The organism is Burkholderia sp. MSMB1498 (genome assembly GCF_001526245.1).
Lineage (GTDB): Bacteria > Pseudomonadota > Gammaproteobacteria > Burkholderiales > Burkholderiaceae > Burkholderia > Burkholderia savannae.
This window is the reverse complement of record NZ_LOYJ01000033.1, coordinates 58,462-80,871: the sequence shown is the minus strand read 5'-3', so window position 1 is coordinate 80,871 and position 22,410 is coordinate 58,462. Positions and strand designations below refer to the sequence as shown.

Here is a 22,410-nt window from a genome sequence, read left to right as displayed (position 1 = left end):
GCGCCGAGCGTCGTGTGCCGCGCCGCACGAGTCACGAACGCATCAAGCGAGCATCGTCAACGTGCCGAACAACGCGAGATCCTCGTGCCTGGCGGAGTGCGGGCGACGGCGAATCACCTGAAGCAGACAATCGGCGAAGCAATGCGCGGCGTGCCGCCCGCGCACGAGCGCCGCCGAGGGTCGGCGCAACCCGCTCGCCCGTCAACCCGCTCGCCGATAGCCTTGCGTCGCGCGCAGCAACGTTCGCGTGTACTCGGAACCGACGCGCGCCGCGCGCACGTCCTCGATTTCCAGTTGCTCGACGAGCGCGCCGTCGCGCATCACCGCGACGCGGCTGCACAGGAACCCGACGACCGCGAGATTGTGGCTGACGAGCATCATCGTCAGCCCGCGTTCGCGATGCAGCCGCTTCAGCAGATTCAGGATCTCCGCCTGCACCGATACGTCGAGCGCCGACGTCGGCTCGTCGAGCAGCAGCACGCGCGGCTCGACGATCAGCGCGCGCGCGATCGCGACGCGCTGCCGCTGGCCGCCCGACAATTGATGCGGATAGCGAAAGCGGAACGCGGGGCCGAGCCCGACCTCGGCGAGCGCGCGCGCGATCCGCTCGTCCGCATCCGGCATCCGGTGGATCGCGAGCGGTTCGCGCAGCGTTTCGTCGACGGTGAAGCGCGGATGCAGCGATGCGTAGGGGTCCTGAAACACCATCTGCACGTCGCGGCGGAATGCGCGGTCGAGCTTGCCCTCGATCGGGCGCGCGTCGATCGACAGCGCGCCGCCCGCGAGCGGCACGAGGCCCGTCAGCGCGCGCAGCAGCGTCGATTTGCCGGAGCCGGATTCGCCGACGAGCCCGAACGCCTCGCCCGCGGCGACGGCGAGATTCGCGCCGCGCACCGCGTCCACGTGGCCGGTGCGGGTTGGAAAGCGGATCGACGCGTCGCGGATGTCGATCATCGGTGCGCCGCTCATCGTGCCGCCTCCGCAAGCCACGCGGGATCGCGCTCGAGCACCGGCAACTCGTCGGGCGGATTCGCGAGCGGCGGCGTCGCGGCGAGCAGGCCGCGCGTATATGGATGCGACGCGCGGGCGAGATCGCGCGCCGCGCACGTCTCGACGACGCGCCCCGCGTACATCACCGCGACGCGATCGCAGAACGACGTGACGAGCTGCAGGTCGTGGCTGATGAACACGAGGCCCGTGCGATGGCGCGCGATCATGTCGTCGAGCACCGCGAGCACCTGCATCGACACCGCGACGTCGAGCGCGGACGTCGGCTCGTCGGCGACGAGCAGGCGCGGGCCCGTCGACACCATCATCGCGATCATCACGCGCTGGCCCATCCCGCCCGACAGCTCGTGCGGATACGCGTCGGCGACGCGCGCCGGATCGCGAATCTCGACCGACGCGAGCGCGCCGACGATCCGCTCGCGCAGCGCGCGGCCGCGCAGGCCGGGCTCGCGCAGCCGGAACGCCTCGGCCATTTGCTTGCCGACCGTCATCACGGGGTTCAGCGAATATTTAGGATCTTGAAGGATCATGCCCATCGCGCCGCCGCACAGCCTGCGCCGCTCGCGGGCGTTGAGCGCGAGCAGGTCGCGGCCGTCGAAGCGCAGCGCCTTCGCGCGCCATTGCGCGGCGGCGGGCAGCAGGCCGAGCAGCGCGCGGCCCGTCAGCGACTTGCCGGAGCCGGATTCGCCGACGACGCCGAGCCGCTCGCCCGGCGCGAGCGAAAGCGACAGGTCGCGCACGGCTTCGACGAGCGTGCCGTCGTGCGTGCGAAAGCCGATCTGCAGACCTTCGATTTCGCAGAGCGGCGGTGTGTTCGGAGAACCGGGGCGAGCGGACATGTCAGGCTCCATGGCGCGGATCGAAGACGTCGCGCAGACCGTCGCCGAGCAGGTTGAACGCGATGCTGACGATGAGGATCGCCGCACCCGGCAGTGTCGCGACCCACCAGGCGTCGAGCAGCACGTTGCGGCCCGACGCGACCATGAAGCCCCATTCCGGGCTCGGCGGCTGCGCGCCCAGCCCGAGAAAGCCCAAGCCCGCGACGGTCAGGATGATGCCGGCCATGTCGAGCGTTGCGCGCACGATCACCGACGACAGGCAAAGGGGCGCCACGTAGCGCAGCACGATGCGCAGATCGGATGCGCCTTGCAGGCGCGCCGCGTGGATGAAGTCCGCGTTCGCGATGCGCAGCGTCTCCGCGCGCGCGAGCCGCGCGTACGCGGGCCACGCGGTGATCGAGATCGCGACGACCGCGTTGACGACGCTCGGCCCGAGCGCGGCCGCGAACGCGAGCGCGAGCACGATCTTCGGGAACGCGAGCGCGATGTCGGTGATCCGCATCAGCGCGCTGTCGACGAAGCCGCCGCAGTAGCCGGCGGTCGTGCCGATCGCGAGCCCGATCGGCACGACGATCGCGACGACGAGGATCGCGATGCCGAGCGTGACGCGCGAGCCGGCGACGAGGCGCGAGAGGATGTCGCGGCCGAGCTGATCGGTGCCGAGCCAGTGCGACGGCGAGCCGGGCGGCAGCAGCCGGTCGGCGAGCACCTGGCGTAGCGGATCGTGCGGCGCGACGAGCGGCGCGACGATCGCGATCGCGACGAGCGCGGCGAGGATCGCGAGCCCGAAGAGGTTCAGCGGATTGCCGGCAAAGCGGCGCCAACGGCGGTAGGCGAGGCCGAGCGTCGCCTGCCGGCGCGACGCCGGCGCGTCGGACAGGAGCCACGCGCGCAGCGTCGGCGCGGCGGGATTCGGCGTGGAGCGGTGGGGTGAAGCGTTCATGTGTGCGTGTTCGTGGCGGAAACGGTCGGATGCGCGCGGCGGGTCAGCGGGCGCGCGGGTCGAACACGCGGTAGAGCGCGTCCGTCAGCAGATTGATCGTGATGAACATGATCCCGATCACGAGCGTGCAGCCGAGCACCGCGTTCATGTCGGCGTTCAGCAGCGCGCCCGTCAGAGACGAGCCGATGCCGGGCCACGCGAACACGATCTCGGTGAGCACGGAGCCTTCGAGCAGGTTGCTGTACGTGAGCGCGATCACGGTCAGAAGCGGCACCGCGATGTTGCCGAACGCGTGCCGCCAGATCACGCGGCGCTCGGCGAGCCCCTTCGCGCGCGCGGTGACGATGTATTCCTGGCTCAGTTGATCGAGCATGAACGAGCGCGTCATCCGGCTCAGGTAGGCGACCGAGTAGTAGCCGAGGATCGCCGCGGGCAGCGCGATGTGCGACAGCGCGTTGCCGAACACGTCCCATTCGCCGGCGAGCGCCGAATCGATCAGCAGGCTGCCCGTGCGCGTGTCGACCATGCCGTCGTAGACGGGATCGAGCCGTCCCGGCCCCGCGACCCAGTGCAGCCGCGCGTAGAACAGCAGCAGCCCCATCAGCCCGAGCCAGAACACCGGCACCGAGCTGCCGATCAGCCCGACGAAGCGCGCGACATGATCGATCGGCCGGTTGTGCCTGACGGCCGCCGCGACGCCGAGCGGCACGCCGAGCGCGACGCCGATCAGCGTCGCGAGCGTCGCGAGCTCGAGCGTCGCGGGAAACACGCGCTTGATGTCGTCGAGCACCGGGTTCGAGGTCAGCAGCGACATGCCGAGATTGCCGTGCAGCACCTCGCGCACGTAGATCATGAACTGCGCGGCAAGCGGCTTGTCGAGCCCGAGCGCGATGCGCTCGGCCGCGTAGGCTTGCGCCGACGCGCGGTCGCCGAGCACGGCGAGCACCGGATCGATCGGCACCTTGCGGCCGATCACGAACGTGAGCGCGAGGAGCCCGGCGAACGTCACGGCGAGCGTGAGCGCCCAGCGCAGGACGCGCAGCGCCCAGCGCACGCCGGGCCGCCGCGCGGGCAGCGTGCGGAGCGCTTCGAGGGAGGAGGCGGGTGTCGACATGTCGTGGTTCCGGTGCGGCGTCACTGCTTCTTCAGATTACGATACGACACGAGGTCGCTGATCGGGCCGACTTCGAGGCCGCTCACGCCGGGCCGCGTCGCGACCTGCGCGACTTTCTCGAACAGGATCACGAACGGCGATTTCGCGAGCACCTCCTTCTGCATCGCCTGATACGACTGCGCGCGCTTCGCTGCGGACGGTTCCGCGAGCGCCGCGTCGGTTTGCGCGGTGAGCCGCGGGATGTTCCAGCCGTTGCGCCACGCGAGCATCTTGTAGCTGGACTGATCGGAATCGTCCGGGTTCCATGCGAAGCCTTGCGCGTTGCTGTGCGGATCGATGTAATCCGCAGACCAATCGCCGATGTAGATATCGTGCTGGCGCGCGCGGTACTTCGCGAGCGTCTGCTTGTTGTCGCCCGGAATCAACTGCACCTTGACGCCCGCCTGCGCGAAGTTCGCCTGAACGGCCTGCGCGATTTCGGTGTACGGATAGTCGTTGCGCACGTCCATCGTCACAGTGAAGCCGTTCGGCACGCCTGCCTTCGCGAGCAGCGCCTTCGCCTGCGCGACGTCGAGCCGGTACGGATTCGCGTTCAGCGTGCCGAGAAAGCCCTCCGGCATGAACGTCTGATGGACTTTGTACGTCGTCTTCACGACGTGGCTCTGGATTGCGCTGTAGTCGACGAGCCATTTCAGCGCTTCCTGCACGTCGGGTTTCGCGAGCGTCGGGTTCTTCGTGTTCAGGCCGAGGTACAGCAGCGTCGCTTGCGGCGACGGCGTCACCTTCGCCTTGCCGCTCTTCGCGACGGCCGCGAGATCGTCCGGGCTCAGGTCGCGTGCCGCGTCGACGTCGCCGCTTTCGAGCAGGAGCCGCTGGCTCGCCGCCTCCGGCACGTGCCGCAGCACGATCCGCTTCATCGCGAGCGGCAGCCGGTAGCCGTCGTAGCGCTGCAGCACGATGCTGTCGCCCGCCGTCCACTTGACGAGCCGGTACGCGCCCGAGCCGGCCTCGCGGGTCTTCAGCCAGCCGTTGCCGAAGTCGCTGCCCTGCTGGTGCGCGAGCAGCAGCTTCTTGTCGACGATCGACGCGGGCCACGAGCCGAGCACGTTCAGCACGAAGGTCGGCGCGTACTTGCGGTCGGTCGTCACGGACACCGTCACGTCGTCGAGCTTCTGCACGTTCGCGAGCGCGTTCGCCTTCGTGAGGCCGATGCCCGCGAGCACCGCGGCCGGCCCCTTGTCGAGCAGCACCGCGCGCCGGATCGACCAGGCGACGTCGTCGGCCGTCACCGGATTGCCCGAGTGGAACTTGAGGCCGGCGCGCAGCTTGAACGTGAACGTGAGGCCGTCCGGGCTCACGGTCCACGACTGGGCGGCGTCGCCGTTGAACTTCGACGGATCGGCGAGATCGACCCGCACGAGCCGGTCGTATGTGTTCGCGACGTATTCCTGCGGCACCAGCTCGTAGATTTCGCCCGGGTCGAGCGAGATGAATTCGTCGAGCAGCGTGGCCATCACGAACATGTCCTTCGGGGGCGCAGCGCGCGCGTCGAGCGCCGGGACGGCGGCGAACGCGCAGGCAGCGGCGAGCGCCACGGCGAGCTTGGGCATCGAGAGTTTCATACGCGCTCCATGGGGCAGGGATTCGAGGTGAGGGCGGCGGCTCCGGCGCGGGGGCGGGCCGCGTCGCGCGCCGCATGCGCTTCGCATGTATCGCATGTATCGCATGTATCGCGGGCGGGCGTCACATCAACCGCCACGGCGCGCTCGCGTCGTCATGGATCAGCGGCAGCGCGCGCGAGCCCGGCAGCTCGTCATGCCACCACTCGCTCGCGATGTGCGTGAAGCCCGCCGCGTGCATCACGCCGAGCAGCAGCAGCCGGTTGCGTTGCACGGGCTCGGGCAGGCCGTCGTGAAAGTGGTTCGACGCGGCGACCATCTCGTCGAAGCCCGTGCCCATGTCGAGCGCGGCGCCGTTCGCGTCGACGAGCGTCAGGTCGAGCGCGGCGCCGCGGCTGTGGTTCGAGCCGCGGCCGCGATCGGCGACGAAGTTCGGATCGGGCAGGAAGTCCCACAGCACCTGCTGCGCGCGCGGCGGCCGGTACGCGTCGAAGATTCGCAGCCGCAGGCCGATCTGCGCGGCGACCGCGACCGCGCGGCGCAGCGCGGCTTCGGCCGGCTCGAGCAGCAGGCAGTGCGAGCGCCGGTAGATCGGCTTGCCGGTGAGGTTGCGGCAGGTCGCGTAGACGAGATCGATGTCGACGCCGTGCGTGTCCGGCGTGATCTCGACGAGGCGATGGGCGGAGGTCTTCACGGGCGGCGTCTCCGGCGGCTTCAAGATTCGAATTGATCGAGCGCGCGCTGCAGTTCGCGGTTGCGCGCGACGCGCGCGTCGATTGCATCGCCGAGCCGGTCGACGACCGCGCTGATCAGCAGGTTGAACAGGCACGTGAGCGGCGCGAGCGAATCCCAGAACTGGCCGACGTCGGTTTTCACCTGAAGCAGATCGCACGGCAGCTCGCGCGCCCACGGGCAGTAGACGTCGGTGACGAGCGCGAAGCGCACGCCGCGCGCGGCGGCGGCCTCGCAATAGCGCCGCGCGATCCGCGAATACGCGCGCGTGTCGGTGACGATGCAGTACCGATCGGCGAATTCGGAGTTCAGCGAATCGACGTACGAGCCCGACATGCCGTCCGAATAGAACACGCGCGGGCGCAGGTATTCGAGATAGCTGTGGAAGGCGTTGCTGATCCCGCGCGTCGACTGGATGCCGAGGATGAACACCGCGTCGGCCCGCGCGACGCGATCGGCGACCTGCGCGAACGCCGGCGTGCGCGCGAGCCGGTACGCATGGCGGATCGCGTCGAGCTCGCGCGCGAGCGCGTCGTCGAGCGGGGCGTGCGCGCCGTCCGGCGCCGCGCGCGCGCTTGCCGGCGCGAACGCGCCCGTCACGCGGCGGTATTCGTCGAGGCGGTCGGTGATCATCCACGAGCGCTCGGCCGTGCCGCGCAGCTCGCGCTTCAGGTCGTCGAGGTTGCGGTAGCCGACGCTGCGCAGGAAGCGTCCGACCGAGATGCCGCTCGTGCCGGCCTGGCGGGCGATCTGGTCCGCGGTTTCGAGGCCGAGCCGCTCGAGGTTCGCGAGCATGTAGCTCGCGATGCGTTTCGCCGTGGGCGTGAGCTCGGCAAAACGTGCTTCGACGGTCTGGACGAAGGCGGGGGGCATGGATGCGCTGTTAATTAGCTGTCGAAATTGATAGACATGACATTTATCTAACAAAAACAAAATAACGCGCGCCACATCAAAAAATCTATCGAATCCGTATATTCATAGTGCTCTATTATCGGCGACCCGAATCCGACGCGATGAATCGCCATGCGAAGTATTGCGCAGATGATTTTGTTCGTGTCTCATTTCTATTGCATTACTGAACATTACATTGAAATTAAAATCATCGCCCGTTTAATCGTTTTTCCGTGAAGGAATAAGCGGAGCGGCGATGCCGGTTCGGCGCGGTGAACAATTGGCCATGGGCGCGCGCCGCGCCGGATTGGGCCGCTGCGGCGACAAGGCCGGTCGTCGCATGGCCCGGCATGCGTGCGAAGAGAGCGAGGCGGCGCAATTGCGCCGCCAATAAATAAAAAGGAGAAAACCGATGATCCATATTGGCAGGAAGAATAAATTGAAAATCGAGGAGAAACCGAATGGCCCGGCGTAAAAATTCGAAAACGATGAAGCGCGCCGGGTCGAAGCTGCTGGTCCCGGTGGTCGTCGCGGCCGCCGCGGCCGTTGCCCGCCCAGGTTGGGCGCAGGCCGAGCCATACGAGGACCCGGGCCGGCGCGGCGATCCGGCGAGCTGGCGCACGCCGGAATTCACGAAGGAATGGGGGCTCGGCGCGATGCACGCAGAGTACGCGTACGCGGCCGGCTACACCGGCGCGAACGTCTCGATCGGCGTGCTGGACTCCGGCTATTACGCGCAGCATCCGGAGCTGCCCGGCAGCCGGTTCGTTCCCGTGACGGCGGCGGGCGTCTCCGGCGTGCTGAACCCGAGCAACAACAGCCACGGCACGCTCGTGAGCGGCGTCGTCGGCGGGGCGCGCGACGGCGTCGGCATGCAAGGCGTCGCGCCGGACGCGACGGTGTACGTCGGCAACACGAACGCGACGGACGGCTTCCGGTTCGGCGTGTCCGATCCGAAGTTCCCCGCGTCGGACGCGAAGTACTTCGCCGACGTCTACGACGCGCTCGCCGCGAAGGGCGTGCGCATCATCAGCAACAGCTGGGGCTCGCAGCCGGTCGACGAGAATTACGGCACGCTCGCGAACGTCACCGACGCATACAAGCTGCACGAGGCGGTGCGCACCGCCACCGGCCAGGGAACGTGGCTCGACGCGGCGGCGAAGGTGTCGCGCGACGGCGTGATCAACAACTTCAGCTCGGGCAACACCGGCTACGGGAACGCGAGCCTGCGCGGCGCGTATGCGTACTTCCATCCGGAGCTCGAAGGGCGCTGGATGACGACGACGGGCTACGACGAGTTGAGCGGCCAGGTCTACAACCAGTGCGGGATAGCGAAATGGTGGTGCGTGATGGCGCCGACGGGCGTGCCGTCGACGACGTACACGGGCGGCGCGGCGGCGCCGACGGGCGCGACCTATGCGAACTTCAACGGCACGTCGGCGGCCGCGCCGCACGCGTCGGCGGCGCTCGCGCTGATCATGGAGCGGTTTCCGTACATGACGGGCGAGCAGGCGCTGTCCGTGCTGTTTACGACCGCGCAGAACATGGAGCCGGACCCGAGCCGGCCGGACTACACGAACAACGGGCTGTTCTCGACCGTGCATCCGGCGAAGCCGGGCGCGTCGAACGTGCCGAACGGGTTCGGCGGCTGGGGGCTGGTCGACTTGAAGAAGGCGATGAACGGGCCGGGCCAGTTGCTCGGCACGTTCAATGCGGCGCTGCCGTCGGGCGTCGCGGACGTGTGGTCGAACGACATCTCCGACGTCGCGCTCGCCGCGCGCAAGCTGGAGGACGACGCCGAACATCGGGCATGGCTCGACACGCTGAAGACGAAGGGGTGGGAGCGCGGGCTGCCCGCCGGCGCGAGCGATGGCGAGAGGATCGACTACGCGCTCGGGGTCGCGCGCGAGGCGGCGTATCGGGCGCGTGAGTATCAGGGCAGCCTCGTGAAGTCGGGCGGCGGCACGCTGACGCTCGCGGGCGCGAACACCTATCGCGGGCTCACGACCGTCGACGGCGGCGAATTGAGGATCGACGGATCGATCGCGGCGGGCGCCGTCGTCAATCCGGCGGGCCGGCTCACGGTGAACGGCCGCGCGGCCGACATCGCGGTCAACGGCGGCGTCGCGACGATCGCGGGGACGAGCGCGAACCTGTCGGTGGATCGGCAGGGGCAGGCGGCCGTGACGGGCACGACGGCGGACGTGCGCGTCGCGAGCGGCTTTGCGTCGCTCGGCGGCACGAGCGGCAATGTCTCGGTGGGCGCGCTCGGCGTCGCGGCGATCACGGGCCGCACCGCCGACGTGTCGGTCGACGGCGGCCGGGCGTCGCTCGACGGCGCGAGCGGCGACGTGTCGGTCGGCAACGGCGGGATCGTGAACGGCAACGGCACGGTGCGCACGCTCACGGCCGCGGCCAACGGCACTGTCGCGCCCGGCCATTCGGTCGGTGTGCTGACGGTGTCGGGCGACGCGCGCTTCGCGCCGGGCTCGACCTATGCGGTCGAGGTGGCGCCGGGCGGCGCGAGCGACCGGATCGTCGCGGGCGGCCGCGCGCGGATCGACGGCGGCGCGGTGACGCTCGCGCTCGAGAACGCGCCGCCCGCGCTCACGCCGGAGCAGTCGCGCTCGGTGCTCGGGCGTCGCTTCGAGATCCTGAACGCGGCGGGCGGCGTCGAAGGCCGGTTCGACGCGCCGGGCCGCTATCTGTTCGTCGATCCGGTGCTGGCTTATGGGCCGACGAGCGTAAGCCTCACGATCGATCGCAATGCGACGCCGTTCGCGAGCGTCGCGCGCACCGCCAACGAGCGCAGCGTCGCCGCCGCGCTCGAGACGGTGAATCCGGGCAGCGCCGTCTACAACAGCGTGCTGCTCGCGGCGTCGGCGCAAGCGCCGCAGGCGACGTTCGCGCAACTGACGGGCGAGATCTACCCGGCCGCCTATGCGGCGCTCATCAACGAGAGCCGACAGGTGCGCGACGCGGCGCTCGACCGGCTGTGGACGGTGCGGGGCGCGCCGGCTCGCCCGGGTGCGTGGGCGCGCCTGCTCGGCTCGTGGGGCAGCGCGAGCGGCAGCGGCGACGTCAACGGCTATACGAGCTCGACGGGCGGCTTCCTCGCCGGCGCGGACGCGGCGCTGCGCGACGGCGTGCGCGCGGGCGGCTTCGCCGGCTACGGTCACACCGGCGTGAACCTGAGGAATCAGCCGTCGTCCGCGTCGTTCGACAGCTTCCACGTCGGCGCGTATGCGGGCTGGCAGCCGGGCGCATTCGGCGTGCGCGTCGGCGCGGCGCACGCGTGGCACCGCGGCGGCGTCGACCGCGCCGTGCAATACGGCGCGGCGGCCGAGAGCGAGACGACGACGCTCAACGCCGAGTCGACGCAAGTGTTCGGCGAAGCCGGCTACCGATTCGCGCTCGGCGCCGCCGCGACGATCGAGCCTTTCTTCGGCCTCGCGTACGTGCATCTGAAGAATCAGGGGACGACCGAAACCGGCGGCGCGGCGGCGCTGCGCGTTCTGGAAGGCAATCACGACGTGACGTTCTCGACGCTCGGCGTGCGCGGCGAGACGCGCGTCGGCCTGACGCCGCGGCTGCAACTGACGCTGCAAGGCAGTGCCGGATGGCAGCACGCGCTGACGGGCGGCCAGCCGGTCGGCTCGCTCGCGTTTGCGACGGGAAGCAGCGCGTTCTCCGTGTCGAGCGTGCCGGTCGCGAAGGATGCGGCGGTGCTGAACCTCGGCGCGGGGCTCGAGCTCGGCAAGAACGGGCTGCTGCGCATCGGTTACGCCGGGTCGCTCGCGAGCCGTCAATCGGAGCATGCGGTGCAAGGCAGCCTGCACTGGAAGTTCTGACGCGCGCGGCGCGGGGGACGGCCGGCCCGTGTTCCGCGCGTCGTGCATCAGGCATCAGGCATCAGGCATCAGGCATCAGGTGGCGCGTGCGCGGCAGCTTCGGCGGCGCGCGCGTCGCATCGAGCCGTCATCGACATTCACGGAGACACGATGGACATTTCAACTCCGCCGCGCGCGCCGCACGCGTGGCAGGACATCACGATCGTCGACGATCTGCTGCCGCCGCGCGAGCACGCGGAGATCTACCGGTTTCTGTCGACGGGCGAGTGGCGTCACGGCTGGCGCTCGCACGGCGGCGCGGATGCGCAGCCTTTCTGGAACAGGCATTTCGCGGGTGCGACGGACCCCGCGCAGCCGCATGTCGGGCCGGGTGCCGCCGACGACCTGGCGCGCGCCGCGCCGCCGCTGCACGCGTGCTGGCGGCGGCTCGCGCAGACGCACCTGAAGCAGCACGCGCTGCAGAGCTGCTACGCGAACGGTCTGCCGTACGGCGCCGACGGTTCGGTGCATGCGGATTCGCTCGCCGCAGGCGCGTGCACGGCGGTCTATTATCCGCACGAGCATTGGAACCCCGATTGGGGCGGCGAGACGGTCCTCTTCAACAAGGACCGCAGCGACATCCTGAGCGCCGTGTATCCGAAGCCGAACCGGCTGCTGATCTTTCCGGGCTTCGTCTATCACGTCGCGCGGGGCGTGTCGCGCGCATGTCCGACGATGCGCATCACGCTGATGTTCAAGACGCAGTGGCTGCCGCCGCGCACGTGACGCGCGCGCGCGGGTTTCGCGGCGCGGCGGCGAACGCATGCGCCGCCGCGAGCGGGCCGCGGTTTCCCGGCAGGACTGACACGCGGGGCGATGCGATGCCGGATGTCGAGACCGGCGACGATCGCGACGTCGTGACGTCGTGACGGAGCGCGGCAACGCGGGCATACGGGCATACGGCCGCACGGGCATGCGCGCGCGCCGACGTCGCTACTTCTTCAGCGTCTGATACGACACGAGATCGTTGATCGGCCCGATCTCCGGCCCGGTGACGCCCGGCCGCGTCGCGACCTGCACGACCTTCTCGAACATGATCACGAACGGCGAATTCGCGAGCACCGCCTTCTGCAGCGCCTGATATTCCTGCGCGCGCTTCGCGGTCGACGGCTCGGCGAGCGCGGCGTCGGTCTTCGCGGTCAGCTCCGGCACGTCCCAGCCGTTGCGCCATGCGAGCAGCTTGTGCGTTGCGTTGTCCGAATTGTCGGGATTCCAGGCGAAGCCGCGCGCGTTGCTGTTCGGGTCCATGTAATCCGGCGACCATTCGCCGATGAAGATGTCGTGCTGGCGCGCGCGGTACTTGCCGATCGCCTGCTTCGCGTCGCCCGGGATCAGCTTCACCTTGATTCCGCCCTGCGCGAAATTCGCCTGCAGCGCCTGCGCGATCTCGACGTACGGGTAATCGTTCGGCATGTCCATCGACACCGCGAAGCCGTTCGGCAGCCCGGCCTTCGCGAGCAGCGCCTTCGCCTTCGCGACGTTCTGCCTGTACGGATTCGCGTTCAGCGCGCCGAGGAAGCCGTCCGGCAGGAAGGTCTGATGCACCTTGTACGTCGTCCTGACGATGCCGCGCTGGATGCCGTCGTAATCGACGAGCCACTTCATCGCCTCCTGCACCTCGGGCTTCGCGAGATTCGGATTCCTCGTGTTCAGGCTCAGATACAGCAGCGCGGACACGGGCCATGACGCAACCTTGATCTTGCCCGCCTTCGACAGCGCGTCGAGGCTGTCGGGGCTCAGGTTGCGCGCGGCGTCGACGTCGCCGTTCTCGAGCAGCAGGCGCTGCGCGGACGCTTCGGGCACGTGCCGCAGCACGATGCGCTTCATCGGATAAGGCGTGCGATAGCCGTCGAAGCGTTGCAGCACGAGGCTCTCGTTCGGCGTCCACTTGACGAGCCGGTACGGGCCCGAGCCCGCGTCCGCGTTCTTCAGCCACGCATTGCCGAAGTCGCCGTTCTTCTCGTGCGCGAGCAGCAGCTTCTTGTCGACGATCGACGCCGGATCGGCGCTCAGCACGTTCAGCACGAAGCTCGGCGCGTACTTGCGCTCGGTCTGGATCGATACGGTCATGTCGTCGATCTTCTTCACCTTCTGCGCGACGTTGTCCTTCGTGAGGCCGAGGTCCGCGAGCACGCCGGCCGGGCCCTTGTCGAGCAGCACCGTGCGCTGCAGCGACCACGCGACGTCGTCGGCCGTCACCGGATTGCCCGAGTGGAACTTCAGGCCGGCGCGCAGCTTGAACGTGTAGGTGGTGCCGTCGGCGCCGACGCTCCACGACTGCGCGATCTTGCCTTCGAACTTCGACGGATCGCGCAGATCGACGCGCACGAGCCGTTCATATGCATTCGCGACGTATTCGGACGGCACGAGCTCGTAGATCTCGCTCGGATCGAGCGTCGTGAACTCGCCGAGCTGCGTCGCGATCACGAAGATGCCGGGCGGGGTGGCGGCGTGCGCGCAGAACGCGGGGGCCAGCGCGACGAGCGCGGCGCTCGCCGCGAGCTTGGACAGCAAGTGCTTCATCGAGACTCCGTCGGTAAGGGTGTCGAGCCCGATTCTCTCATTGTCGGGCGTGTTTCAGAAACCTCGGCGGCCGGGATGCCGCGGAGCGGCAACCGCCGCCGCGCGGCCGTCCGAATATTACAAACTTAAAGGGAATCAGATTAATTCATCGGTTCAGGTTAACAAGTCATTTAATTTTTTTTATTATTTGTATTTAACTTGCATGGCGGGATGTCGATTTAAATAAAGTCGAATCGATATTCCGTGGCATTCATTTTTTTGTTAAGACGATCGAAGAGGTGAACATGACGAACCTGTCCCGACGCAAGATGCTCGCCAATACGGCCGGCGCGCTCGCCGCAGCCGGCATCGCGGTTTCCGCGAAGGCCGCTTCGTTCGGCAATCCGGACAGCCCGCCCGAGGGCGCGGTGAATGCGCGCAATTCGCAGAGCCTGACCGATCCCGGGCCGAAAAATCCGGCGCTGATGAAGGAATTTCCGTCTATTCAGAATCCGCCGGCCACCGATATCAACGGAATGCCGATTTTCTGGGCGTCATTCAATAATTCGCACAAGCGAATTCAGAACGGCGGCTGGGCGCGCGAAGTCACGCAGGACGATTTCGCGATTTCCGAAACGATCTCCGGCGTCAACATGCGGCTCACGCGCGGCGGCATTCGCGAGATGCACTGGCACCAGCAGGCCGAATGGGCGTTCATGCTCGACGGCCGCTGCCGGATCACCGTGCTCGACGAGGAAGGGCGACCGTCCGTGCAGGACGTGAAGGCGGGCGACCTCTGGTATTTCCCGCCCGGGCTGCCGCACTCGCTGCAGGGGCTCGGCGTAGACGGCGCCGAATTCCTGCTCGCGTTCGACAACGGGCGCGCGTCCGAATTCAACACGCTGCTGGTGACGGACTGGATCGCCCACACGCCGCCCGACGTGCTCGCGCTGAACTTCGGCGTGCCCGCCGGTGCGTTCTCGAACATTCCGCTCGACGACCTGTGGATCTTCCAGGGCGACGATCCGGGGCCGCTTGCCGACGCGCAGCGGGCGTCGGCTTCGTCGCGCGGCGCGCCGAGGCATCCGTTCATCTTCTCGATGGGCGACATGAAGCCGAACGTGCAGACGCGCGGCGGCGAGGTGCGGATCGTCGACAGCGCGAACTTCGACGTGTCGAGGACGATCGCCGCCGCGCTCGTCACGGTGAAGCCGGGCGGCATGCGCGAGTTGCACTGGCATCCGAACGCGGACGAGTGGCAGTACTACATCCGGGGCGAGGCGCGGATGACGGTGTTCGACACGGGCCCGAAGGCGCAGACGGCCGATTTCCGCGCGGGCGACGTCGGCTATGTGAAGAAGAGCCTCGGCCACTACGTGCAGAACACGGGCGCGACCGATCTCGTGTTCCTCGAGATCTTCAAGGCCGACCGCTACGCGGAAGTGTCGTTGTCCGACTGGCTCGCGCACACGCCGCCGAAGCTCGTCGAGGCGCATCTGAACGTCGCGCCCGACGTGATCGCGCGCTTTCCGCGCAACCGGCCGGACGTGGTGCCGGCGTAAGCGCGGCGCCGGCCGCGCCGCGCGGTCGTGGGGCGGGCGGGTCTCGTGGCCCGCCGCGCCGCGCATTCCGAACGCTTCCAAGCGCTTCGGAATGCTTCAGAACGCTTCAGAACGCTTCAGAACTCGAACGGACAAACACCATGCTTTTCTCCACCACGATGAGCAAATCCGCAGGCGAATTCGCGCTGGCCGGCGAGGCGAGCTCGCGCACCGTCCGCGCGGCGCGCGACGCGCTCGAAGGGCGCCGCAAGGGCGTCGCGGCCGCGCTGCCGTTCGTCGGCCCGGCCGTGATCGCGTCGATTGGCTATATGGACCCCGGCAACTTCGCGACGAACATCCAGGCGGGCGCCGCATACGGCTACGAACTGCTGTGGGTCGTGCTGGCCGCGAACGTGATCGCGATGCTGTTCCAGGCGATGTCGGCGAAGCTCGGCATCGTGACGGGCCGCAACCTCGCCGAGCTGTGCCGCGAGCAGTTTCCGCAGCCCGTCGTCTGGGGCATGTGGGCGGCGTCGGAAATCGCCGCGATGGCGACCGACCTCGCCGAATTCCTCGGCGGCGCGCTCGCGTTCGGCCTGCTGTTCCATCTGCCGCTCGTCGTCGGCATGGGCGCGACGGCTGTTCTGACCTGCGCGATCCTCACGCTCGAGAAGCGCGGCTTCAGGCCGCTCGAGGCCGCGATCGCGGCGCTGGTCGGCGTGATCGGCGCGAGCTATCTCGGCGAGCTGCTGATCGCGCCGCAGGACTGGCACGCGGCCGCCTACCATCTCGTCACGCCGCAATTGCGGGACGGCGCGGCGCTCACGCTCGCGGTCGGCATCATCGGCGCGACGATCATGCCGCACACGCTCTATCTGCACTCGAGCCTCACGCAGCGGCGCACGACGCCGCGCGACGATCGCGAGCGCCGGCTGCTGCTGCGTTTCTCGAACCGCGAGGTGGCGCTCGCGCTCGGCGCGGCCGGCTTCGTGAACATCGCGATGGTGATGATGGCGTCGTCGGCGTTCCACGAGACGATGCCGGGCATGGCCGATATCGGCGACGCGTATCACACGCTGATTCCGCTGCTCGGGCCGGCGGCGGGCGCGCTCTTTCTCGTCGCGCTCTTCGCGTCCGGCGTGTCGAGCTCGGTCGTCGGCACGCTCGCGGGGCAGGTCGTGATGCAGGGCTTCCTGCGACGCCAGGTGCCGATCTGGGTGCGGCGCGTCGTGACGATCGCGCCCGCGTTCGCGATCGTCGCGCTCGGTTGCGACGTCACGCGCGCGATGGTGATGAGCCAGGTCGTGCTGAGCCTCGTGCTGCCGCTGCCGATGGTTGCGCTGCTGCTGCTGTCGAGCCGGCGCGCGGTGCTCGGCGACTACGCGCTGCGCATGCCGATGCGGGTCGCGGCGAGCGTGGCGGCCGCGACGATCGTCGCGCTGAACGTGTATCTGATCTGGGCGGCGTGCCATTGACGCGGCATCGCGTGTCGATCGGGGCAATCGGCGCGGGCGCGATGTCCGATGTCGGCTCCCGATTGCTTCTCGCAGTAGTCCCAATGATCAAAGCATCGTTATCGATGAATTCTTGTTTATCGACTAATCATGGATAAAACGCGTCGTATGCGCGATCGGCTCTGATTCTATGGCATCATCGATCGCCGATGTCCGATCGACGCCGAATCGATGAAATCGGCCGAAAAGCGGCCGAAACTGCGGCTTCGGCAATGCATCGATTTCACTCTATTTATTTATAAGATGGCCCAATGACAAAATTCAAAAAGCGGATTCTGCTATGCGCATTATTCGGCGTGCTGAGTTCCGTGGTCGCACAGGCGGCGACGATCGGCGGTGAAGCGGACGAATACTCGCCCGCGACCGTATGGACGCCCCCGAAGGGAGACGATTTCTCGGGCTGGCGAACCTGCAACGGCAATCAGGCCTGCCTGATCGGCTATCTGAAGAAATCGGGCGCGAGCCGGCAGGCGATCGCATTTCTCGAGGCCGACAACGACGGCGGATATCTGAGTTCGTTCAAGGAAATGGGGCGTGTCGATTTGGGCGTGGTCACCTATCCGGGGCGGGCGAACACGAACGAAGCGTACGTGCTGCTGAACGGCGTGCCGCCGCTCGTCACGACCGAGTTGATCGACTCGGTCGATATCAGTCGTGCGCGGAGCTACAGCGCACTCAAGAAGAAGTATCGCGCGCTCGAGATGTGGGGCGCCGGCGCGCGCTTCGTCTCGGCGGCCGATACGCGCGGGCACGGGCAGCGTTTCGTGTTCGCCTACGAGCTCGTGGACGGCTGTCACGCGTGCGGCACCCAGCATGTCGCCCATGTCGCGTTCGATTTCGATCGGGCAGGCCGGTTCAAGGGCACGAAGCTGATCAAGCTGACTCGCGACGCTCGTTGAGCAACGCGCGAGCGTCGCCGTGATCGGCAGGCGCCGATTCGATCGGCACCGCGTCCGGGCGGCGCATCGCCGCCGTCACGTCAGCCGGTGGCTCTCCCCGGCGCGCATTTCGTCCGGCAGCGGCAGGCCGGCCAATTCGAGCAGCGAGCGCTCGATCTGCCGCGTCAGCGCATCGAGCGCGAGATGGTTCGGCCCGTCGCCGAACGGATCGGCGATCTCGCCTGCGATCGCGTCGAGCGCGATCAGCGTGTACGACACGAATACCGAGACGAACGGCGTCGCGATGCCGATCGAATCGACGAGCCCGAACGGCAGCATCACGCAGTACGCGTAGACGGTCCGGTGCAGCAGCACGTGATACGGAAACGGGATCGGCGTGGACGCGATTCGCTCGCAGCCCGCGAGTTTCGCGCCGAGCTCGTTGAGTTGCGCGTCAAGCATCCACAGCTGCGTGTCGGTCAGCGCGCCGCGACGATGCCGGTCGGCGAGCCGGCCGCGCAGCGCGTGCAGGATCGCGTTCGGGCGGAACTGCGCGGCGAGCGTCGGCGCGATCCAGTCGGCGGGCAGGCGGCGGCGCAGGTCGTCCGCCGGATCGGTGCCGCGCAACTGATGCTTGAGCGCGTATACGAAGCCCACGGCGGCGCGCGCGAACGCGGCGCCGTCGGCCGTCGCGTCGTAGCCGATCGCCTGCGACGTCAGCGCGCGCGCCGCCGTCAGCACGCCGCCCCACAGCTTGCGCGCCTCCCAGTAGCGGTCGTAGCTCGCGTTGTTGCGGAACGCGGCGAAGATCGCGAGCGCGAGGCCGGCGAGCGTGAACGGCGTCGGATTGAGCGGCACCTTCTCGCCGAGAATGCGCCCGTCCGTCAGCAGCGCGACGACGCTCACGGCGCTCATCAGCGCGAGCTGCGGCAGTATCGATGGGAGCACCGAACCGTTCCAGACGAACAGCATCCGGAACCAGTGCTCGCGCGGCCTGACGATCATGCGGAGCCCGCGTTACGCCGCCCGCGGCGCGTCGGCCGTGCACCGGTGCATCAGCACCGGAATCGACTTCGACGTCGGCGTGTTGCAGACGTCCCCGACGCTGTCGAGCGGCACGAGCGGATTCGTCTCCGGGTAGTACGCGCCGAGACAGCCGCGCGGAATGTCGTACGCGACGAGCAGGAAGCCTTCGACGCGCCGCTCGATGCCGTCGTCCCACACCGTCTCGAGATCGACGCGCTCGCCCGCCTCGAAGCCGAGCATCGCGAGATCGTCGGGGTTCGCGAACACCACGCGCCGCTGCCCGAACACGCCGCGATAGCGGTCGTCGAGCGCGTAGATCGTCGTGTTGTACTGATCGTGCGAGCGCGTCGTCATCAGCGTCATCAGCCGCTTGCCGTGGCGCGCGCGGGCGCGCTGGATCGGCGTGTCGGCGGGCAGCGCGTGGGCGATGAAGTTCGCGCGGCCGCTCGGCGTGAGCCATTCGCGCTCGCGCGACGCGATCCGCAGATGGAAGCCGCCCGGCCGCGCGATCCGCGCGTTGTAGCCGTCGAAGCCTTCGATGCTCGCCTCGATCGCGTCGCGGATCTTCGCGTAGTCGTTCATGTAGCCGAGCCAGTCGATCTTGTCGCCGCCGAAGAGCGCGTGCCCGAGCCGCGCGACGATCGCGATCTCCGACAGCAGGTTCGGCGACGCCGGTTGATTCATCCCGTACGACACGTGGACCATGGACATCGAATCCTCGACGCTCACGCCCTGCGCGACGCCGTTCTGCCGATCGATCTCGGTGCGGCCGAGCGTCGGCAGGATCAGCGCTTCGCGGCCGTGCACGAGGTGACTGCGGTTGAGTTTCGTCGTGACGTGGACGGTCAGGCCGCAATTGCGCAGGCCTTGCCAGGTGCGCGGCGTGTCGGGCGTGGCCATCGCGAAATTGCCGCCGAGGCCGATGAACACGTTGACGCGGCCGTCGAGCATCGCCTCGATCGTCTCGACGACGTCGTAGCCGTGGCCGCGCGGCGGCGCGAAATCGAACGTGCGGCCGAGCCGGTCGAGAAACGCGTCGGACGGCTTCTCCTCGATGCCGACCGTGCGGTTGCCCTGCACGTTCGAGTGCCCGCGCACGGGGCAAAGGCCCGCGCCCGGACGGCCGATGTTGCCGCGCATCAGCATCAGGTTCGACAGCATGTGCACGGTCGCGACCGAGTGCTTGTGCTGCGTGATGCCCATGCCCCACGTCGCGATCACGCGCTCGCCGCGCACGTAGATTTGCGCGAGCGCGTCGATCTGCTCGCGCGGCACGCCGCTTTGCGCGACGAGCGCGGCCCAGTTTTCCGCGCGCAGATCGGCCGCGAACGCGTCGAAGCCCGCCGTGTGCGCGGCGATGAACGCGACGTCGAGCACGCGCGCGTCGCCGTGCTCGCGGGCCGCGTCGTCGAGCTCGAGCACGCGCTTGGCGACGCCCTTGAGCAGCGCGAAGTCGCCGCCGACCTGCGGCTGCACGAACGTCGACGCGATCGGCGTGCTCGACAGCGTCAGCATCTCGGCCGGATGCTGCGGGCTCGCGAAGCGCTCGAGCCCGCGCTCCTTCAGCGGGTTGACCGATACGATCGTCGCGCCGCGCTTCGCGCACGCGCGCAGCTCGCCCATCATCCGAGGGTGGTTCGTCGCCGGATTCTGGCCGAAGATCAGCAGCGTGTCGGCCAGCTCGAAATCGTCGAGCGTGACGGTGCCCTTGCCGACGCCGACCGTGGCCGGCAGCCCGCGGCTCGTCGCCTCGTGGCACATGTTCGAGCAGTCGGGGAAGTTGTTCGTGCCGTAGTAGCGCACGAGCAGCTGGTACAGGAACGCGGCCTCGTTGCTCGCGCGTCCCGACGTGTAGAACGCCGCGCGGTTCGGATCGTCGAGCGCGCGCAGGCGTTTCGCGATCAGCTCGAACGCGGCGTCCCATGCGATCGGCACGTAGCGGTCGCTGGCGGCGTCGTAGACCATCGGATCGGTGAGGCGGCCGTGCTGCTCGAGTTCGTAATCGGATTGATCGAGGAGCGACGTGACCGTGTGCTCGGCGAAGAACGCGGGCGTCACGCGCTTCGCGGTCGCCTCCGCGGCCACCGCCTTCACGCCGTTCTCGCAGAACTCGAACGTCGACGCATGCTCGCGGTCGGGCCATGCGCAGCCGGGGCAGTCGAAGCCGTCCGGCTGGTTCTGACGCAGCAGCGCGCGGTAGTTGCCGCCCGGCACCTTTTCCTTGAACAGGTTGATCGCGACGTACTTGAGCGCGCCCCAGCCGCCCGCCGGGTGGGCGTACGGCGCGATGCGCGCGTCTGGTTCCTTGATTTTCATGTCTTCGAGAGTCCGAGCGCCGGTTGGGGACGGCGACGGAACGAAGCGTACGCGCACGGCGGCGCGGCCCGGGAGCACACCTCCCCGGAAAGAAAAAGAATACAGTTCGCAATTCTGGTGCGTTGCGTCAATAAACTGTACTCTTTCATATCGACAAATGAATGAACGGGGCGAGCGGTGAAGCGCTACGAACAACTGGCGGACGACATCGACGCGATGATCCGGCGCGGCGTCTACCGGCCGGGCGAGCGGATTGCGTCGGTGCGGCAGGCGAGCCGCCAGCACCGGCTGAGCGTCACGACCGTCGTGCGCGCGTATCTGGTGCTCGAGAGCCGCGGCGCGATCGAAAGCCGGCCGCAGTCCGGCTACTTCGTGCGTGCGCGGCAGGAGGCGCCGGAGCTGGAGCTGCATGCGTCGGCGCCCGTCGCGGTGCCGTCGGCCGTCGACGTGAGCCGGCTCGTGCTGTCGACGTTGCGCTCGATCGCGCGCGACGACGCGGTGCCGCTCGGCTCGCCGTACCCGGACGCGACGCCGTTTCCCGCGCAGCGCATCGCGCGGCACGCGCACGCGATCGCGCGGCGGCGTACGCGCTGGGGCGTGATCGACGATTTGCCGCCCGGCAATCCGGAGCTGATCCGGCAGATCGCGCGCCGCTACCTGGAAGGCGGCGTCGCGGTCGATCCGGACGAGATCGTCGTGACGATCGGCGCGACCGAGGCGATCAATCTGTGCCTGCAGGCGGTCGCGAAGCCGGGCGACACGATCGCGGTCGAATCGCCGACGTTCTACGCGATGCTGCACGCGATCGAGCGGCTCGGGATGCGCGCGATCGAGGTCGCGACGCATCCGGGCGAGGGCATCGACCTCGACGCGCTCGCGCGGATTCTCGCGCGCGAGCGCGTCGCCGCGTGCATGGTGATGCCGAATTTCCAGAATCCGCTCGGCTTCCTGATGCCGGACGAGCGCAAGCGCGCGCTCGTCGAGCTGCTCGCGCGGCACGACGTGCCGGCGATCGAGAACGATGTCTATCACGAGCTGTATTACGGCGCCGCGCGGCCGAGCACGCTGAAGGCGTTCGATTCGCGCGGGCTCGTGCTGCATTGCGCGTCGTTCTCGAAGAGCCTGTCGCCTGCGTACCGGATCGGCTGGGCGATGCCGGGGCGCTACCGCGATCGCGTCGAGAAGCTCAAGTTCCTGAACACGCTCGCGACGCCCGCGATCGACCAGCTCGCGATCGCCGAATATCTGAAGCACGATGGCTACGATCATCATCTGCGGCGGATTCGCAAGCTCTATGCGCAGCAGGCGAGCATGATGGCGGCGATGGTGCGGCGCTTCTTTCCGGACGGCACGCGGCTGTCGCAGCCGCGCGGCGGCTACGTGCTGTGGGTCGAGCTGCCGCACGACGTCGATGCGATGGAGCTGTACCGGCTCGCGCTCGCGCAGAAGATCACGCTCGGGCCGGGGCACATGTTCTCGACGACGCTCGCGTACCGGCATTGCATCCGGTTGAACTACAGCTATCCGTGGTCGCCGCAGATCGAGGCGGCCGTGAAGACGCTCGGCAGGCTGGCCGCGGTGTGTGCGAAGCGATGAC

General features: G+C 68.4%; 17 protein-coding genes. 6 read left to right on the top strand and 11 right to left on the bottom strand.

Going from position 1 to position 22,410, the window contains the following annotated elements:
* Window positions 1-201: 201 nt before the first annotated feature.
* The 8 genes from WS91_RS06510 to WS91_RS37215 form a co-directional block, all read right to left on the bottom strand.
* Complete coding sequence (locus WS91_RS06510; RefSeq protein WP_197422219.1) at window positions 202-969, bottom strand: ABC transporter ATP-binding protein; 768 nt, start codon at window positions 967-969, stop codon at window positions 202-204.
* A complete protein-coding gene (locus WS91_RS06505; protein WP_059669961.1) occupies window positions 966-1,847 on the bottom strand; it encodes an ABC transporter ATP-binding protein in 882 nt (293 codons plus the stop codon). The genes WS91_RS06510 and WS91_RS06505 overlap by 4 nt, the downstream gene beginning before the upstream one ends.
* 1 nt (window position 1,848) lies before the next feature.
* Window positions 1,849-2,790, bottom strand: coding sequence for a nickel transporter permease (gene nikC / locus WS91_RS06500; RefSeq protein WP_038746928.1), 942 nt, complete (start codon window positions 2,788-2,790; stop codon window positions 1,849-1,851).
* A gap of 43 nt (window positions 2,791-2,833) precedes the next feature.
* Window positions 2,834-3,904 (bottom strand): ABC transporter permease, encoded by a 1,071-nt coding sequence (locus tag WS91_RS06495; protein ID WP_059582567.1) that lies wholly within the window; start codon window positions 3,902-3,904, stop codon window positions 2,834-2,836.
* A 20-nt stretch (window positions 3,905-3,924) separates the two neighbouring features.
* The gene (locus WS91_RS06490) at window positions 3,925-5,526 is read right to left on the bottom strand and encodes an ABC transporter substrate-binding protein (protein WP_059669960.1); all 1,602 of its coding nucleotides are present in this window, start codon (window positions 5,524-5,526) and stop codon (window positions 3,925-3,927) included.
* Between the two features lie 121 nt (window positions 5,527-5,647).
* The gene (ddpX, locus tag WS91_RS06485; RefSeq protein WP_059582564.1) at window positions 5,648-6,217 is read right to left on the bottom strand and encodes a D-alanyl-D-alanine dipeptidase; all 570 of its coding nucleotides are present in this window, start codon (window positions 6,215-6,217) and stop codon (window positions 5,648-5,650) included.
* Window positions 6,218-6,237: 20 nt separating this feature from the next.
* On the bottom strand, window positions 6,238-7,128 hold the full coding sequence (gene sapR / locus WS91_RS06480; RefSeq protein ID WP_059582455.1) for a sap1 transcriptional regulator SapR: 891 nt from the start codon (window positions 7,126-7,128) through the stop codon (window positions 6,238-6,240).
* A 226-nt stretch (window positions 7,129-7,354) separates the two neighbouring features.
* The gene (locus WS91_RS37215) at window positions 7,355-7,780 is read right to left on the bottom strand and encodes a hypothetical protein (RefSeq protein ID WP_226377339.1); all 426 of its coding nucleotides are present in this window, start codon (window positions 7,778-7,780) and stop codon (window positions 7,355-7,357) included.
* Here WS91_RS37215 and WS91_RS06475 point away from each other — a divergent pair.
* Both WS91_RS06475 and WS91_RS06470 read left to right on the top strand, forming a co-directional pair.
* Entirely contained in the window at window positions 7,668-10,997 is a 3,330-nt protein-coding gene (locus WS91_RS06475) for an autotransporter domain-containing protein (protein ID WP_231751990.1), read from the top strand. The genes WS91_RS37215 and WS91_RS06475 overlap by 113 nt on opposite strands.
* A gap of 150 nt (window positions 10,998-11,147) precedes the next feature.
* A complete protein-coding gene (locus WS91_RS06470; protein ID WP_059669958.1) occupies window positions 11,148-11,762 on the top strand; it encodes a 2OG-Fe(II) oxygenase in 615 nt (204 codons plus the stop codon).
* 207 nt (window positions 11,763-11,969) lie between these two features.
* Here the strand turns inward: WS91_RS06470 and WS91_RS06465 are convergent, their stop codons facing one another.
* Entirely contained in the window at window positions 11,970-13,559 is a 1,590-nt protein-coding gene (locus WS91_RS06465) for an ABC transporter substrate-binding protein (protein WP_038746912.1), read from the bottom strand.
* 284 nt (window positions 13,560-13,843) lie between these two features.
* On the opposite strand from WS91_RS06465, the gene WS91_RS06460 reads away from it, so the two are divergent.
* The 3 genes from WS91_RS06460 (at window position 13,844) to WS91_RS06450 (ending at window position 17,492) form a co-directional block, all read left to right on the top strand.
* A complete protein-coding gene (locus WS91_RS06460; RefSeq protein ID WP_038746910.1) occupies window positions 13,844-15,100 on the top strand; it encodes an oxalate decarboxylase family bicupin in 1,257 nt (418 codons plus the stop codon).
* A gap of 140 nt (window positions 15,101-15,240) precedes the next feature.
* Window positions 15,241-16,554, top strand: a complete 1,314-nt coding sequence (locus WS91_RS06455) for an Nramp family divalent metal transporter (RefSeq protein WP_197422216.1) — start codon at window positions 15,241-15,243, stop codon at window positions 16,552-16,554.
* Between the two features lie 290 nt (window positions 16,555-16,844).
* On the top strand, window positions 16,845-17,492 hold the full coding sequence (locus WS91_RS06450) for a hypothetical protein (RefSeq protein WP_059669957.1): 648 nt from the start codon (window positions 16,845-16,847) through the stop codon (window positions 17,490-17,492).
* Between the two features lie 75 nt (window positions 17,493-17,567).
* Here WS91_RS06450 and WS91_RS06445 read toward each other — a convergent pair whose 3' ends face one another.
* Together WS91_RS06445 and WS91_RS06440 are read right to left on the bottom strand one after the other, a co-directional pair.
* Window positions 17,568-18,476, bottom strand: a complete 909-nt coding sequence (locus WS91_RS06445) for a bestrophin family protein (RefSeq protein ID WP_059669956.1) — start codon at window positions 18,474-18,476, stop codon at window positions 17,568-17,570.
* Between the two features lie 12 nt (window positions 18,477-18,488).
* Entirely contained in the window at window positions 18,489-20,813 is a 2,325-nt protein-coding gene (locus WS91_RS06440) for an FdhF/YdeP family oxidoreductase (protein WP_059582429.1), read from the bottom strand.
* A 177-nt stretch (window positions 20,814-20,990) separates the two neighbouring features.
* On the opposite strand from WS91_RS06440, the gene WS91_RS06435 reads away from it, so the two are divergent.
* A complete protein-coding gene (locus tag WS91_RS06435; protein ID WP_038746896.1) occupies window positions 20,991-22,409 on the top strand; it encodes an aminotransferase-like domain-containing protein in 1,419 nt (472 codons plus the stop codon).
* Window position 22,410: the final 1 nt, after the last annotated feature.

What these genes read in the sequence shown, in the direction of transcription:
- WS91_RS06490 (WP_059669960.1), bottom strand. Translation starts at nt 5,526, where the DNA reads ATGAAACTCTCGATGCCCAAGCTCGCCGTGGCGCTCGCCGCTGCCTGC.
- WS91_RS06510 (WP_197422219.1), bottom strand. Translation starts at nt 969, where the DNA reads ATGAGCGGCGCACCGATGATCGACATCCGCGACGCGTCGATCCGCTTT.
- WS91_RS06505 (WP_059669961.1), bottom strand. Translation starts at nt 1,847, where the DNA reads ATGTCCGCTCGCCCCGGTTCTCCGAACACACCGCCGCTCTGCGAAATC.
- nikC (WP_038746928.1), bottom strand. Translation starts at nt 2,790, where the DNA reads ATGAACGCTTCACCCCACCGCTCCACGCCGAATCCCGCCGCGCCGACG.
- WS91_RS06470 (WP_059669958.1), top strand. Translation starts at nt 11,148, where the DNA reads ATGGACATTTCAACTCCGCCGCGCGCGCCGCACGCGTGGCAGGACATC.
- WS91_RS06445 (WP_059669956.1), bottom strand. Translation starts at nt 18,476, where the DNA reads ATGATCGTCAGGCCGCGCGAGCACTGGTTCCGGATGCTGTTCGTCTGG.
- sapR (WP_059582455.1), bottom strand. Translation starts at nt 7,128, where the DNA reads ATGCCCCCCGCCTTCGTCCAGACCGTCGAAGCACGTTTTGCCGAGCTC.
- WS91_RS06465 (WP_038746912.1), bottom strand. Translation starts at nt 13,559, where the DNA reads ATGAAGCACTTGCTGTCCAAGCTCGCGGCGAGCGCCGCGCTCGTCGCG.
- WS91_RS06460 (WP_038746910.1), top strand. Translation starts at nt 13,844, where the DNA reads ATGACGAACCTGTCCCGACGCAAGATGCTCGCCAATACGGCCGGCGCG.
- WS91_RS06455 (WP_197422216.1), top strand. Translation starts at nt 15,241, where the DNA reads ATGCTTTTCTCCACCACGATGAGCAAATCCGCAGGCGAATTCGCGCTG.
- WS91_RS06495 (WP_059582567.1), bottom strand. Translation starts at nt 3,904, where the DNA reads ATGTCGACACCCGCCTCCTCCCTCGAAGCGCTCCGCACGCTGCCCGCG.
- WS91_RS06440 (WP_059582429.1), bottom strand. Translation starts at nt 20,813, where the DNA reads ATGAAAATCAAGGAACCAGACGCGCGCATCGCGCCGTACGCCCACCCG.
- WS91_RS06450 (WP_059669957.1), top strand. Translation starts at nt 16,845, where the DNA reads ATGACAAAATTCAAAAAGCGGATTCTGCTATGCGCATTATTCGGCGTG.